The 13,404-nt window shown below is 71.3% G+C and carries 14 protein-coding genes, 5 tRNA genes and 1 pseudogene; 15 read left to right on the top strand and 5 right to left on the bottom strand.

The window, feature by feature from the left end; genetic code table 11:
* Positions 1–37: 37 nt before the first annotated feature.
* The 7 genes and pseudogenes from gltX (at position 38) to Q0994_RS13535 (ending at position 2,889) form a co-directional block, all read left to right on the top strand.
* Positions 38–1,489 carry a glutamate--tRNA ligase gene (gene gltX / locus Q0994_RS13565; protein WP_299533664.1) on the top strand — a complete coding sequence of 484 codons (1,452 nt, stop codon included), beginning with the start codon at positions 38–40 and terminating at the stop codon, positions 1,487–1,489.
* Between the two features lie 96 nt (positions 1,490–1,585).
* Positions 1,586–2,307 (top strand): annotated as a pseudogene (locus tag Q0994_RS13560) (HAD family hydrolase).
* Between the two features lie 85 nt (positions 2,308–2,392).
* Positions 2,393–2,464, top strand: a tRNA-Gln gene (locus Q0994_RS13555).
* An 18-nt stretch (positions 2,465–2,482) separates the two neighbouring features.
* Positions 2,483–2,555 (top strand) — tRNA-Glu (locus tag Q0994_RS13550).
* 85 nt (positions 2,556–2,640) lie between these two features.
* Positions 2,641–2,713 (top strand) — tRNA-Glu (locus tag Q0994_RS13545).
* Between the two features lie 12 nt (positions 2,714–2,725).
* Positions 2,726–2,797: transfer RNA gene (locus tag Q0994_RS13540), tRNA-Gln, on the top strand.
* Positions 2,798–2,816: 19 nt separating this feature from the next.
* Positions 2,817–2,889 (top strand) — tRNA-Glu (locus Q0994_RS13535).
* A 272-nt stretch (positions 2,890–3,161) separates the two neighbouring features.
* Here the strand turns inward: Q0994_RS13535 and ndgR are convergent.
* Positions 3,162–3,875 carry an IclR family transcriptional regulator NdgR gene (gene ndgR, locus Q0994_RS13530; RefSeq protein ID WP_299533661.1) on the bottom strand — a complete coding sequence of 238 codons (714 nt, stop codon included), beginning with the start codon at positions 3,873–3,875 and terminating at the stop codon, positions 3,162–3,164.
* A 173-nt stretch (positions 3,876–4,048) separates the two neighbouring features.
* On the opposite strand from ndgR, the gene leuC reads away from it, so the two are divergent.
* The 4 genes from leuC to Q0994_RS13510 all read left to right on the top strand — a co-directional run bounded on the left by leuC (position 4,049) and on the right by Q0994_RS13510 (position 7,195).
* Positions 4,049–5,476, top strand: coding sequence for a 3-isopropylmalate dehydratase large subunit (gene leuC, locus Q0994_RS13525; RefSeq protein WP_299533659.1), 1,428 nt, complete (start codon positions 4,049–4,051; stop codon positions 5,474–5,476).
* Between the two features lie 2 nt (positions 5,477–5,478).
* Positions 5,479–6,072, top strand: a complete 594-nt coding sequence (leuD, locus tag Q0994_RS13520; RefSeq protein ID WP_299533656.1) for a 3-isopropylmalate dehydratase small subunit — start codon at positions 5,479–5,481, stop codon at positions 6,070–6,072.
* 104 nt (positions 6,073–6,176) lie between these two features.
* Positions 6,177–6,404: a hypothetical protein gene (locus tag Q0994_RS13515; RefSeq protein ID WP_299533654.1), complete on the top strand. Its 228-nt coding sequence runs from the start codon at positions 6,177–6,179 to the stop codon at positions 6,402–6,404.
* 143 nt (positions 6,405–6,547) lie between these two features.
* Positions 6,548–7,195 carry an HU family DNA-binding protein gene (locus tag Q0994_RS13510; RefSeq protein ID WP_299533651.1) on the top strand — a complete coding sequence of 216 codons (648 nt, stop codon included), beginning with the start codon at positions 6,548–6,550 and terminating at the stop codon, positions 7,193–7,195.
* Between the two features lie 101 nt (positions 7,196–7,296).
* On the opposite strand, the gene Q0994_RS13505 is transcribed toward Q0994_RS13510, so the two are convergent.
* Together Q0994_RS13505 and cofC are read right to left on the bottom strand one after the other, a co-directional pair.
* On the bottom strand, positions 7,297–7,500 hold the full coding sequence (locus tag Q0994_RS13505; RefSeq protein ID WP_299533649.1) for a hypothetical protein: 204 nt from the start codon (positions 7,498–7,500) through the stop codon (positions 7,297–7,299).
* Positions 7,501–7,510: 10 nt separating this feature from the next.
* Positions 7,511–8,206, bottom strand: a complete 696-nt coding sequence (cofC, locus tag Q0994_RS13500; protein ID WP_299533647.1) for a 2-phospho-L-lactate guanylyltransferase — start codon at positions 8,204–8,206, stop codon at positions 7,511–7,513.
* 157 nt (positions 8,207–8,363) lie between these two features.
* On the opposite strand from cofC, the gene Q0994_RS13495 reads away from it, so the two are divergent.
* From Q0994_RS13495 to Q0994_RS13485, 3 genes are read left to right on the top strand one after another with little or no spacing between them, the layout of a single operon-like run.
* Complete coding sequence (locus tag Q0994_RS13495) at positions 8,364–9,116, top strand: 1-acyl-sn-glycerol-3-phosphate acyltransferase (RefSeq protein ID WP_299533645.1); 753 nt, start codon at positions 8,364–8,366, stop codon at positions 9,114–9,116.
* Positions 9,113–10,123 (top strand): NAD(P)H-dependent glycerol-3-phosphate dehydrogenase, encoded by a 1,011-nt coding sequence (locus Q0994_RS13490; RefSeq protein WP_299533643.1) that lies wholly within the window; start codon positions 9,113–9,115, stop codon positions 10,121–10,123. The genes Q0994_RS13495 and Q0994_RS13490 overlap by 4 nt, the downstream gene beginning before the upstream one ends.
* Positions 10,124–10,157: 34 nt before the next feature.
* Entirely contained in the window at positions 10,158–11,333 is a 1,176-nt protein-coding gene (locus Q0994_RS13485; protein ID WP_299533640.1) for a D-alanine--D-alanine ligase family protein, read from the top strand.
* Between the two features lie 46 nt (positions 11,334–11,379).
* Here the strand turns inward: Q0994_RS13485 and Q0994_RS13480 are convergent, their stop codons facing one another.
* Positions 11,380–11,868: a DUF3515 domain-containing protein gene (locus Q0994_RS13480; RefSeq protein WP_299533637.1), complete on the bottom strand. Its 489-nt coding sequence runs from the start codon at positions 11,866–11,868 to the stop codon at positions 11,380–11,382.
* 20 nt (positions 11,869–11,888) lie between these two features.
* Complete coding sequence (locus tag Q0994_RS13475) at positions 11,889–12,122, bottom strand: Lrp/AsnC family transcriptional regulator (protein WP_299533635.1); 234 nt, start codon at positions 12,120–12,122, stop codon at positions 11,889–11,891.
* A gap of 266 nt (positions 12,123–12,388) precedes the next feature.
* On the opposite strand from Q0994_RS13475, the gene Q0994_RS13470 reads away from it, so the two are divergent.
* Complete coding sequence (locus Q0994_RS13470) at positions 12,389–13,354, top strand: thiamine-phosphate kinase (RefSeq protein ID WP_299533633.1); 966 nt, start codon at positions 12,389–12,391, stop codon at positions 13,352–13,354.
* Positions 13,355–13,404 lie beyond the last annotated feature (50 nt).

The raw sequence follows: 13,404 nt of genomic DNA, 5'->3' as shown, positions 1-13,404 counted from the left end.
GCCCCCGGCTCCGCTCGGGCACGGGGTACCCCCCCGCGTGCGGTTCTGTCCCTCCCCGACCGGCAACCCCCACGTCGGGCTGGTGCGGACCGCCCTGTTCAACTGGGCCTTCGCCCGGCACCACGGGGGCACCCTGGTCTTCCGCATCGAGGACACCGACGCGGCCCGCGACTCCGAGGAGTCGTACCAGCAGCTCCTGGACTCGATGCGCTGGCTCGGCTTCGACTGGGACGAGGGCCCCGAGATCGGCGGCCCGCACGCCCCGTACCGCCAGTCGCAGCGGATGGACCTTTACCGCGACGTCGCGGCCAAGCTGCAGGACGCCGGCCACGCCTACTCCTGCTACTGCACCACGGAGGAGCTCGACGCCCGCCGCGACGCCGCCCGCGCCGCCGGCAAGCCGTCCGGCTACGACGGCCACTGCCGCGACCTCACCGCCGAGCAGAAGGCGGCGTACGAGGCCGAGGGCCGCGCCCCGATCGTCCGCTTCCGGATGCCCGACGAGGCGATCACCTTCACCGACCTGGTCCGCGGCGAGATCACGGTCCAGCCGGAGAACGTCCCCGACTACGGCATCGTCCGCGCCAACGGGGCCCCGCTCTACACGCTGGTCAACCCGGTGGACGACGCCCTGATGGAGATCACCCACGTCCTGCGCGGCGAGGACCTGCTCTCCTCCACCCCTCGCCAGATCGCCCTCTACCGGGCGCTGATCGAGCTGGGCGTGGCCAAGGACGTCCCCGCCTTCGGCCACCTGCCGTACGTCATGGGCGAGGGCAACAAGAAGCTCTCCAAGCGCGACCCGCAGGCCTCGCTCAACCTCTACCGCGAGCGCGGCTTCCTGCCCGAGGGCCTGCTCAACTACCTCTCGCTGCTGGGCTGGTCGATCGCCGAGGACCGCGACATCTTCAGCAGGGACGAGCTGGTCGCGGCGTTCGACATCGCCGACGTCAACGCCAACCCGGCCCGCTTCGACCTGAAGAAGGCCGAGCACGTCAACGCCGAGCACATCCGGATGCTCGACGTGAAGGACTTCACCGAGCGCTGCGCGCCCTGGCTGCGGGCCCCCTTCGCGAACTGGGCGCCGGAGCGGTTCGACGCGGAGAAGTTCGCCGAGATCGCCCCGCACGCCCAGACGCGGGTCACCGTCCTGTCCGACATCACCGCCAACGTCGACTTCCTCTTCCTGGAGGAGCCGGTCGAGGACGAGGCGTCCTGGGCCAAGGCGATGAAGGAGGGCTCCGACGCCCTGCTGACCACCGCCCGCGCCAATCTGGCCGCCGCCGGGTGGAACGCCGAAGAGCTCAAGGCCGCCGTCCTCGCCGCCGGCGAGACGCACGGCCTGAAGCTCGGCAAGGCGCAGGCCCCGGTCCGCGTCGCGGTCACCGGCCGCACGGTCGGGCTGCCGCTCTTCGAGTCCATGGAGATCCTGGGCCGCGAGAAGACCCTCGCCCGGATCGACGCGGCACTGGCCAGGCTCACCGCCTGATCCGGACGCCGCACGACGCCCGGAGGCCGGGCTCCCCGACGGGGGAGCCCGGCCTCCGGGCGTTCGCCCGTCCACGCGCACGGGTAGGGCACCGGTATGGGGATCAGAGCGGTGCTGTGGGACGTGGACGACACGATCTTCGACTACCGGGGGGCCGACACCCGGGCCATGAGCCGGCTGCTGGAGCTGGAAGGGCTGCCGCCCGGGTACGCGACGCCCGACGAGGCGCTGGAGGGATGGCACACGACCACCATGCGGCACTGGGCGCGGTTCGCCGCCGGGGAGACGGACTTCGACGGCCAGCGCAGGGACCGGGTGCGGGACTTCCTCGGCGAGCCGGCGCTGACCGACGAGGGGGCCGACGACTGGTTCGCCCGGCACGCCGCCCACTACGAGGCCGCCTGGGAGCTCTTCCCGGACGTGCTGCCGGTGCTGGAACTGCTGGCCTCCGACTACCGCCACGGGGTGCTCTCCAACTCCAGCACCGCCCACCAGCACCGCAAACTGACCGCCCTCGGGGTGCGGGAGCGTTTCGAGGTGATGGTGTGCGCCGTCGAACTCGGGATCTCCAAGCCGGAACCGGGCGCCTTCCTGGCCGCCTGCGAACTGCTGGCCCTGGAGCCGCACGAGGTGGCGTACGTCGGCGACGAGCCGGACATCGACGCCGCGGGCGCCGTCGCGGCCGGGCTCACCGGCATCTGGCTGGACCGCCGGGGGCGGGGCGGACGAGCCGATCTGGTCCGCATCACCGGCCTGGACCAGCTCCCCGACGTGCTGGCCGGGATACCCGTTTTGGAGCGCCGGACACCTTCGGGTAATGTTCTTTCTGCGCCGCCCGAGCGGGCCGAAAGATCCGGTCGGGAAGCGTAGACAGAAAAACAACCCTCAGGGGTTGCTTTTCATTGGGCTATGGTGTAATTGGCAACACTACGGTTTCTGGTACCGTCATTCTAGGTTCGAGTCCTGGTAGCCCAGCGCAGTATCGAGCAACAAGCCCCCGTTGTGTAGCGGCCTAGCACGCTGCCCTCTCACGGCAGTAGCGCCGGTTCGAATCCGGTCGGGGGTACAGATCCATCCCGCGGGTGCATCAGGGTCGCACCCACGTTCCCGCGGTGAAAACATCCGGCTGACGCCGGACGAGGATCGCTAGGGCCCCCGTTGTGTAGCGGCCTAGCACGCTGCCCTCTCACGGCAGTAGCGCCGGTTCGAATCCGGTCGGGGGTACTTGCATCACCATGGGCTATGGTGTAATTGGCAACACTACGGTTTCTGGTACCGTCATTCTAGGTTCGAGTCCTGGTAGCCCAGCGCAAGTCCCCAAGAACAAGCCCCCGTTGTGTAGCGGCCTAGCACGCTGCCCTCTCACGGCAGTAGCGCCGGTTCGAATCCGGTCGGGGGTACACAGAGGAGAAGGTCCTTCACCCATGGTGGAGGACCTTTTTCGTGTGCCCGTGTGCCCGTGTGCCCGTGGGGCTCTGTGTCCGTGGGGCGCTCTTCCGTGGGTCATCTCCCGGACGTCCGGGGCGGGTTCGGGCCGGACCGCGGGCAACCGGTGTGCAGCGGAAGGGCGGTGCGGGCGCGGGGCCACCACGACGCTGGGGCGGCCGTCCGTCGCGCACGGGGTCGGAACGGGAAACGGAGAAACGGAGCACGGAAAGGCCGGGGCGGGCGGTCAGCCGCGGCGCAGGGCCTCGCTGAGGCGGGCCGCGGAGTCGATGACCGCCTGGGCGTGCATCCGGCCGGGGTGCCGGGTCAGCCGCTCGATCGGACCGGAGACCGACACCGCGGCGACCACGCGGTTCGAGGGGCCGCGCACCGGCGCGGAGACCGAGGCCACGCCCGGCTCGCGCTCTCCGATCGACTGGGCCCAGCCCCGGCGCCGTACGCCGGAGAGCGCCGTCGCGGTGAACCGGGCCCCCTGCAGGCCGCGGTGGAGCCGCTCCGGCTCCTCCCAGGCCATCAGGATCTGGGCGGAGGAGCCGGCCTTCATCGTGAGCGTGGAGCCCACCGGCACGGTGTCCCGCAGTCCGGACAGCCGTTCCGCGGCGGCCACGCAGATGCGCATGTCGCCCTGGCGGCGATAGAGCTGCGCGCTCTCCCCGGTGATGTCGCGGAGGTGGGTGAGCACCGGGCCCGCGGTCGCCAGCAGGCGGTCCTCGCCCGCCGCAGCCGCCAGTTCGGCCAGGCGCGGGCCGAGGATGAACCGGCCCTGCATGTCGCGTGCCACCATGCGGTGATGTTCGAGTGCCACGGCGAGGCGGTGGGCCGTGGGTCGTGCGAGTCCGGTCGCCGCCACCAGACCGGCCAGGGTGGCCGGGCCGGACTCCAGAGCGGCCAATACCACGGCCGCCTTGTCGAGAACGCCGACGCCGCTAGAGTTGTCCATACGACGATATTCGCGTCTCACTCTGTGAAACGCAAGTTCAATTTCCGCTGGAAGTTGCGAACCTGTACGGACGGCCGTACGGCGGCCCGTAGCCACCGCCCCGCAGGGGGACCGGACGGCGGCGCACCGAATCTCTAGTTGGGCCGGCGAGGACGCCGGCCGGAGGGAAAGCGATGGGTAGGACACTCGCGGAGAAGGTCTGGGACGACCACGTCGTCCGGCGCGCGGAGGGCGAGCCCGACCTTCTCTTCATCGATCTGCACCTGCTGCACGAGGTGACCAGCCCGCAGGCCTTCGACGGTCTGCGGCAGGCCGGACGCCCGGTGCGGCGCCTCGACCTCACCATCGCCACCGAGGACCACAACACCCCGACCCTCGACATCGACAAGCCGATCGCCGACCCGGTCTCCCGCGCCCAGCTGGAGACCCTGCGCAAGAACTGCGCGGAGTTCGGCGTGCGGCTGCACCCGCTGGGCGACGTCGAGCAGGGCGTCGTGCACGTGGTCGGCCCGCAGCTCGGGCTCACCCAGCCGGGCACCACCGTGGTCTGCGGCGACTCCCACACCTCCACCCACGGAGCCTTCGGCGCGCTGGCGTTCGGCATCGGCACCAGCCAGGTGGAGCACGTGCTGGCCACCCAGACGCTGCCGATGGCCCGCCCGAAGACCATGGCCATCACGATCGAGGGCGAACTGCCTGAGGACGTCACGGCCAAGGACGTCATCCTGGCGATCATCACCCGGATCGGCACCGGCGGCGGCCAGGGCTACATCATCGAATACCGCGGCTCCGCCATCGAGAAGCTCTCGATGGAGGCCCGGATGACCATCTGCAACATGTCGATCGAGGCCGGCGCCCGCGCGGGCATGATCGCGCCCGACGCGACCACCTTCGAGTACCTCCGGGGCCGTGACCACGCCCCGCAGGGCGAGGACTGGGACGCCGCCGTCGCGTACTGGAAGACGCTGCGCACCGACGACGACGCCGTCTTCGACGCGGAGGTCGTCATCGACGCCGCGGAGCTGGCCCCGTTCGTCACCTGGGGCACCAACCCCGGCCAGGGCGCGCCGCTCTCCGCCAACGTCCCCGACCCCGCCTCGTACGAGGACGCCTCGGAGCGGTTCGCCGCCGAAAAGGCCCTGGAGTACATGGGGTTGACCGCCGGGCAGCCGCTGCGCGACATCGGTGTCGACACCGTCTTCGTGGGCTCCTGCACCAACGGCCGGATCGAGGACCTGCGCAACGCCGCAGCGATCCTGGACGGACGCAAAGTCGCCGACGGCGTACGGATGCTGGTCGTGCCGGGCTCCGTCCGGGTCGCGCTGCAGGCGGTCGAGGAGGGTCTGGACAAGGTGTTCACCGCGGCGGGCGCCGAATGGCGGCACGCGGGCTGCTCGATGTGCCTGGGCATGAACCCCGATCAGCTCGCCCCCGGCGAGCGCTCCGCCTCCACCTCGAACCGCAACTTCGAGGGACGGCAGGGCAAGGGCGGACGCACCCACCTCGTCTCCCCGCAGGTCGCCGCCGCCACCGCGGTGCTCGGCCACCTGGCCTCGCCCGCCGACCTGTCCGACACCCGTACGCCCGCCGGAGTCCGATAACCATGGAAGCATTCACGATCCACACCGGCCGGGCCGTCCCGCTGCGCCGCAGCAACGTCGACACCGACCAGATCATCCCGGCCCACTGGCTGAAGAAGGTCACCCGCGACGGCTTCGAGGACGGCCTCTTCGAAGCCTGGCGCAAGGACGACTCCTTCATCCTCAACCGCCCCGAGCGGCAGGGCGCGAGCGTCCTGGTGGCGGGCCCCGACTTCGGCACCGGCTCCTCCCGCGAGCACGCCGTCTGGGCCCTGCAGAACTTCGGCTTCAAGACCGTCATCTCCTCCCGGTTCGCCGACATCTTCCGCGGCAACTCGCTGAAGAACGGTCTGCTGACCGTCGTTCTGGACCAGTCCGTCGTCGACACCCTGTGGGAGCTGACGGAGGCCGACCCGACCGCCGAGGTCACGGTCGACCTGGAGGCGCGGGAGGTTCGGGCGGGGGACGTCACCGCCGCCTTCGAGCTCGACGAGAACGCCCGCTGGCGGCTGCTGAACGGCCTCGACGACATCAGCCTCACCCTTCAGAACGAAGCGGACATCGCGGCGTACGAGACGGCAAGGCCGGCCCACAAGCCGCGTACAATTCACGTCTGAGCAGCGCTTTTCCAGTACTGCGCCCCCTGCCCGCCGGCAGGGGGCGCAGTCGCTTGTTGAGACCCCGTACGGCGACAACTCGCCCCAGATGGCACAATCGGTGCATGGAACGCGACAGCCAACTCAAGCTCTATGGCCAAGTCGCCGACCAATTGAAGGAAGCGCACACAAGAGTGCGTGCACTGCAAGTCCCGGAGGGCGTACGGATGGCGCTGTCCCGGCAGCTGTTGGTCATCACGGCCGCGGCGAAGCACGATCTCTCGGGCGCCGCACGGCGTCTGGACCGGTTGAAGAAGGACCTCGACGAGGGCCGATTCCCCGAAGGTGACTGACTCCGCGGAACTCCGCGGCGGTCGACTTCGTTGCGGCACTAGGGTGATTAGCCCGTTTCGTGTTTGATTTGCGGTATATATCTGCCTAACGTGCGAAAAAGCCTGAACGATTTCGTTCGGGCAATGTCTCCGAAGGGGAAGACGTGAACAAGGCGCAGCTCGTAGAAGCGATTGCCGACAAGGTCGGCGGCCGCCAGCAGGCCGCAGACGCGGTCGACGCGGTACTGGACGCGATCGTCCGCGCGGTCGTGGCGGGAGACCGCGTGTCGGTCACCGGCTTCGGCTCGTTCGAGAAGGTCGACCGCCCGGCCCGTTACGCCCGCAACCCGCAGACGGGTGAGCGCGTGCGGGTCAAGAAGACCTCGGTGCCCCGCTTCCGCGCGGGTCAGGGCTTCAAGGACCTGGTGAGCGGCTCCAAGAAGCTCCCCAAGAACGACGTGGCCGTCAAGAAGGCCCCCAAGGGCAGCCTCTCGGGCGGAGCTTCCACCCGTACGACGGCCAAGGCCGCCGCCAAGAAGGCCACCGCCAAGAAGGCCACCGCCGCGAAGAAGGCGACGCCGGCGAAGAAGACCACGGCCGCCGCCGCGAAGAAGGCGACGCCGGCGAAGAAGACCACGGCCGCCGCAGCCAAGAAGGCGACGCCGGCGAAGAAGACCACGGCCACCGCCGCCAAGAAGGCCGTCGCCACCAAGACCGCGCCCGCCAAGAAGACCACGGCGAAGAAGGCGCCCGCGAAGAAGACCACGGCGCGCACGACGACCGCCAAGAAGGCCGCCGCTCGCAAGAAGTAGGACCGGGCACGCGCTCGCTCCCGCACACGCGCCGGGCCGGGCTCCCCTCGGGGGAGCCCGGCCCGCGGCGTGTCCGGCACCCCCGGAGGCCCGCGGGGGCGTCAGAAGGTCTGGAGCGTCACCAGGGAGATCCGCAGTCCGGCGCCCCGTCCCTCGCCCTCGATCCGCACCCGCTGGCCCGGCCGCAGCATCAGCAGCCCGCCCGCGTCGAAGGCCGGTGCGCCGAACTCCACCGGGGTGCCGTCGTCCAGCAGCACACTTCCGCTGCGGGTCTCGGAGTCGTACGTGTACGCGGTCGCCTGCATGGACGGCAGCCTAGCGGTCGCCCGCCGGCGCGGCGCCGGCGTCCAGGGCCGCCGCGGCGTCCAGAGCGGCCGTGTGCGGCCCCACCCCCAGCTCCAGTGCGACCCGCAGGTCCTCGCCGGTGTCGACGTCCCGGCGGACGGAATCCAGCCCGGCCAGAGTGACTTCCCTCGCGCCGGAGGCGAGATGACGCAACCGGGAAGGACCTCCGAAAACCGGACGCAATTCCGAACCCCGGCGGGCCGACAGAAATGTCGTGCCGATTCCCGCGGCATCGGTGAGAAATGTACGGGGAAATCCGGAAGAGAATTCGAGCACCCGGTCCAATTCGCCGGGCCGCAGCGCCGGGAGATCCGCGTTCAGTGCGGCGACCGGGCAGCCCGCCCGCCGGGCCCGCGCCGCCCGGGCGCCGTGGGCGAGCGCCGGGTTGAGCCCCGCGGCCGGGGCGTCCGGCACCACCCGGGCGCCGAGCTCCGCGAGGGCCGCCGCCGCGACCGGATCGTCCGTGACGACCACCACATCGTGGACGGCGCGGCAGGCGAGCGCCGCGGCCACCGTGTCCTGCGCGAACGCCAGCGCGAGCCGGGGCCGCCACGGGCCGCCCGTCGCCCGCTCCAGCCTGCTCTTGGCGTGCGCCAAGGGCTTCAGCGGAACGATCAGGGACCAGCCGTCGGTCGGGTCGGTGTTCGTGGCGATCTCCCCCTCCATGAGCGTCGGCGGCCATTCTCGCGCGCCGGTAGGAGAACCTGCGGGACCGGCCCGTGGGGCGAGGCGTACGGTGTTCTCTGCAGAGCAGGGGCCTGGGGCGTGACTTGACCGTCGGTAGCCAGGCAGTCAGGTCCACGAACTAGGGAAAGGTGTCCGGGTGTCCGGCCGCAGAATCGGCTTCTGGTACCGCCTGGCAGCGGCCATCGCCAAACCGCCGCTGGTGGTTCTCTTCAAGCGCGACTGGCGTGGAATGGAACACATTCCGGCCGAAGGCGGATTCATCACGGCCGTCAACCACAACTCGTACCTGGACCCGCTGTCCTACGGGCACTTCCAGTACAACACCGGCCGGGTGCCGAGGTACCTGGCCAAGGCCGGCCTCTTCCGCACCCCGTTCGTCGGCATGATCCTGCGGGGGACCGGCCAGATCCCGGTCTACCGGGAGACCACCGACGCACTGGACGCCTTCCGGGCGGCCGTCGCCGCGATCGAGCGGGGCGAATGCGTGGCCTTCTACCCGGAGGGCACCCTGACCCGCGACCCCGAGATGTGGCCGATGGCCGGCAAGACCGGCGCCGCCCGGCTGGCGCTGCTCACCCGCGCCCCGGTCATCCCGGTCGCCCAGTGGGGCGCCAACCTCGTGATGCCGCCGTACGCCAAGGAGAAGAAGCTCCGGCTCTTCCCCCGCAAGACCTTCCAGGTGCAGGCCGGGCCGCCGGTCGACCTGGACCGGTTCTACGGCCGGGAGCCCACCCCGGAGGTGCTGCGCGAGGTCACGGCGGCCATCATGGCCGCCGTCACCGCGCAGCTGGAGATCGTGCGCGGCGAGAAGGCCCCCGCCACGCCCTACGATCACCGCAAGGCCCGCGCGGAGCAGCGGCGCAGGGCGAAGGGAAAGGGAACCACGTGACGCACCCCGGCAAGGCAGCCGTCTTCGGAACCGGCTCGTGGGGTACCGCCTTCGGCATGGTCCTCGCCGACGCGGGCTGCGAGGTCACCCTCTGGGGACGCCGGCCCGAGGTCGCCGAGGCGATCAACACCACCCGCACCAACCCCGACTACCTGCCCGGGATCGAACTCCCCGCCTCCGTGCGGGCCACCACCGACGCCGCCGAGGCGCTGCGCGGCGCCGACTTCGCGGTCCTGGTGGTGCCCTCCCAGACCCTGCGGGAGAACCTCGCCGCGTGGGCCCCGCACCTGGAGCCGCAGACCGTCCTCGTCTCGCTGATGAAGGGCGTCGAACTCGGCACCGCGAAGCTGATGAGCGAGGTCATCGCGGACGTCACCAAGGTCTCCCCGGACCGGGTGGCGGTCATCACCGGCCCCAACCTCGCCAAAGAGATCGCCGAACGCCGCCCGGCCGCCGCCGTCGTGGCGTGCGAGGACGAGAGCGTCGCCCAGCGGCTCCAGGCGGCCTGCCACACCCCGTACTTCCGGCCGTACACCGTCACCGACGTGGTGGGGTGCGAGCTCGGCGGCGCGGTCAAGAACGTCATCGGGCTGGCCGTCGGCATCGCGGACGGCATGGGCCTCGGCGACAACACCAAGGGCTCGCTCATCACCCGCGGCCTCGCCGAGACCACCCGTCTGGGCCTGGCGATGGGCGCCGATCCGCTGACCTTCTCCGGACTGGCCGGACTCGGCGACCTGGTGGCCACCTGCTCCTCGCCGCTGTCGCGCAACCACACCTTCGGCACCAACCTCGGCCGGGGCATGACGCTCGAACAGACCGTCGCCGCCACCAAGCAGACCGCCGAGGGCGTCAAGTCCTGCGAGTCCGTGCTCGACCTGGCCCGCAGGCACGGCGTCGACATGCCGATCACGGAAACGGTCGTGGAGATCGTCCACGAGGGCAAGTCGCCGGTCCTCGCGGTGAAGGAGCTCATGTCGCGCAGCCCCAAGCCCGAGCGACGCTGACGCCGCCCCTACCAGCAGGTACGCTCATCGCGATATGAGCAGCGAGAACCTTCCCCAGAGCCCTGAGCGCCCCGAGAGCCCTGTGCGGCGGAGCGGCAAGCCGCGCGTGGCCGTCGTGTTCGGCGGACGCAGCTCCGAACACGGCATCTCGGTCGTCACCGCCGGCGCCGTGCTGAGCGCCATCGACCGGACGAAGTACGACGTCCTGCCGATCGGCATCACCACGGACGGGCGGTGGGCGCTGACCGCCGACGAGCCCGCCCGGATGGCCATCACCGACCGGCGGGTGCCCGACGTGGACCAGCTCGCCGAGTCCACCGAGGGCGGTGTGGTGCTCTCCGTCGACCCCGGCAGCCGCGAGGTCGTCTACGCCGAACCCGGCTCCGTGCCCAAGGCGCTGGGCGAGGTCGACGTCGTCTTCCCCGTGCTGCACGGCCCCTACGGCGAGGACGGCACCCTCCAGGGGCTGCTCGAACTGTCTGGCGTGCCCTATGTCGGCGCCGGCGTTCTCGCCTCGGCGGTCGGGCAGGACAAGGAGTACATGAAGCGGGTGTTCGTCTCCTTCGGGCTGCCCGTCGGTCCCTACGAGGTGATCCGCCCCCGCGAGTGGGACAAGGACCCCGCGGCCGCCCGCAAGCGCATCGTGGACTTCGCCGGGGAGCACGGCTGGCCGCTCTTCGTGAAGCCCGCCCGCGGCGGTTCCTCGGTGGGCATCACCAAGGTCGACGGCCTCGCGGGCCTGGACGAGGCGATCGAGGAGGCCCGGCGCCACGACCCCAAGTTCCTGGTCGAGTCGCTGCTGCGCGGCCGCGAGATCGAGTGCGGGGTGCTGGAGTTCGAGGACGGCCCGCGCGCGAGCGTGCCCGCCGAGATCCCCCCGGTCACCGCGCACGACTTCTACGACTTCGAGGCGAAGTACATCGACTCCGCCGCGGGCATGGTCCCCGCGCCGCTCACCCCCGAGCAGACCGCCGAGGTCCAGAGGCTCGCCGTGGACGCCTTCGAGGCGGCCTCCTGCGAGGGACTGGTGCGCGCCGACTTCTTCCTCACCGAGGACGGCACGTTCGTCATCAACGAGATCAACACCATGCCGGGCTTCACGCCGATCTCCATGTACCCGCGCATGTGGCAGGAGAGCGGGGTCGGCTACCAGGAGCTGGTGGACCGGCTCATCCAGGCGGCGCTGGACCGCCCCACGGGACTGCGTTGACCGGTCCGGTCGCACGCCTTGGCCCCACGCGCGCGACGCCGCCCGCTCACAGGCTCTCGGGGACCGTCCGGCGGACGGCTCCGGCGAACTCCGCGAGCGGGCTGGCGTCGTGCGCGAACCTCTCGTCCATCGTCACCTCGACGTACGCCTTGCGGTACGTCGAGGTGAACCGGGGCCCGTCGTCGGCCCGCTGCTCCAGCAGCCAGTTGACGCCGTCCGCGTCGATCGCCTTGGACTGGGCGTCCTCCATCTTCGCGGGCCGCGGGACACCGCAGCGCAGTACGATCGCCCCGTCCCCCCAGCCGGCGGTCAGCGGCGACCGCGGCGAGGGGTCGGAGCGTTCCAGGCCGGCCACGGTGCCGGGCAGCGCCCGGTCCAGCGCCTCGCAGTACGCGGCCGCCTCCCCCGAGGGGGAGGGAGCCGTCACGGCGGGCTGCGCACCCCCGGCGGTGCAGCCCGCCGCGGCCAGGACGAGCACGACGGCGGACGGACCGAACAACAGCGGGCGCGGGGACCGGCGGCGGGAAAACGTCACCGGGCCAGCGTAGACGGGGGTCAGAGGTGGACGACGGGGCAGGTCAGGGTTCGTGTGATGCCGTCCACCTGCTGGACTTTGGCGACCACCATGCGACCGAGCTCGTCGACCGAATCGGCCTGCGCGCGCACGATCACGTCATAGGGTCCGGTGACGTCTTCTGCCTGGATCACTCCCGGGATCTTCGAGACGGTCTCGGCGACGGTCGACGCCTTGCCCACCTCGGTCTGGATGAGGATGTACGCCTGTACCACGGAACCTCCAGGGCGGCCACGAGGATCATGTGGGGGAAAGGGACGCCACGTTATCGCGTCGCCGACGGGCGCGGGGAGACCCCGGGACCGGGTGCCGGCCCCGGCGTGGCGTACGGACGGCAGAAGTTGACGTGTCTTACGACGGTACCGACAGCGGTGACGGCCCGCGACCGCGAGCCGGGTCCGCCGCACGGGGAACGCCCGGCCCGCGACGGCCACGACAGCCCGGGCGGACGCCCGGCGCGACACATGAGAGGTGAGACTCGGTGAAGGGAACCGTGGGCGAGTTGGGGGAGTTCGGGCTCATCAAGGAGCTCACCTCCCGGCTCACCACCACTCCGGCGGTGCGGCTGGGCCCCGGCGACGACGCCGCCGTGGTGGCCGCGCCGGACCGCAGGGTCGTGGTGAGTACGGACGTCCTGCTGGAAGGGCGGCACTTCCGCCGCGACTGGTCGACGGCGTACGACGTCGGCCGCAAGGCGGCGGCGCAGAACCTCGCGGACATCGCCGCGATGGGCGCGGTGCCCACCGCGCTGCTGCTCGGGCTCGTGGTGCCCGCCGCCCTGCCGGTCACCTGGGCCGCCGAACTGATGGACGGCCTGCGCGACGAGTGCCAGGTGGCGGGGGCGGCCGTCGTCGGCGGCGACGTCGTCGGCGGCGACACCATCACCATCGCCATCACCGCCCTCGGCGACCTGCGCAACCACGACCCCGTCACCCGCGGCGGGGCCCGCCCCGGCGACGTCGTCGCCGTCACCGGCTGGCTCGGCTGGTCCGCCGCCGGATTCGCCGTGCTCTCCCGCGGGTTCCGCTCGCCGCGCGCCTTCGTCGAGGCCCACCGGCGGCCCGAACCCCCGTACCACGCGGGCCCCGCGGCGGCCGGGCTCGGCGCCACCGCGATGACGGACGTCAGTGACGGACTCGTCGCCGACCTCGGGCACATCGCCGAGGCCAGCAAGGTCCGCATCGACCTGCGGTCCGGACTGATCGACATCCCCTCGCAGATGTCGGACATCGGCCAGGCCGTCGGCGTCGACCCGCTCCAGTGGGTGCTGACCGGGGGCGAGGACCACGCGATCGTCGCGACCTTCCCGCCGGAGGTCAAACTCCCCGCGCGCTGGCGGGTCATCGGCGAGGTCGTGCACCCCTCGGCGCTGCCCCAGGTCACCGTGGACGGGGCGCCCTGGACGAGCACGGGCGGCTGGGACCACTTCGGTTCCATCGAGGACTGAACCGGCCGGGGGCGACCAGCAGGTGGGACCGGATCGGCGTCGCGGAAGAT

Origin of the sequence: uncultured Streptomyces sp. (genome assembly GCF_947488945.1) — a bacterium.
In the GTDB taxonomy this organism is placed as follows: Bacteria; Actinomycetota; Actinomycetes; order Streptomycetales; family Streptomycetaceae; genus Streptomyces.
Note: the sequence above shows the minus strand (reverse complement) of the source record. Positions and strands in the feature narration are given on the sequence as shown.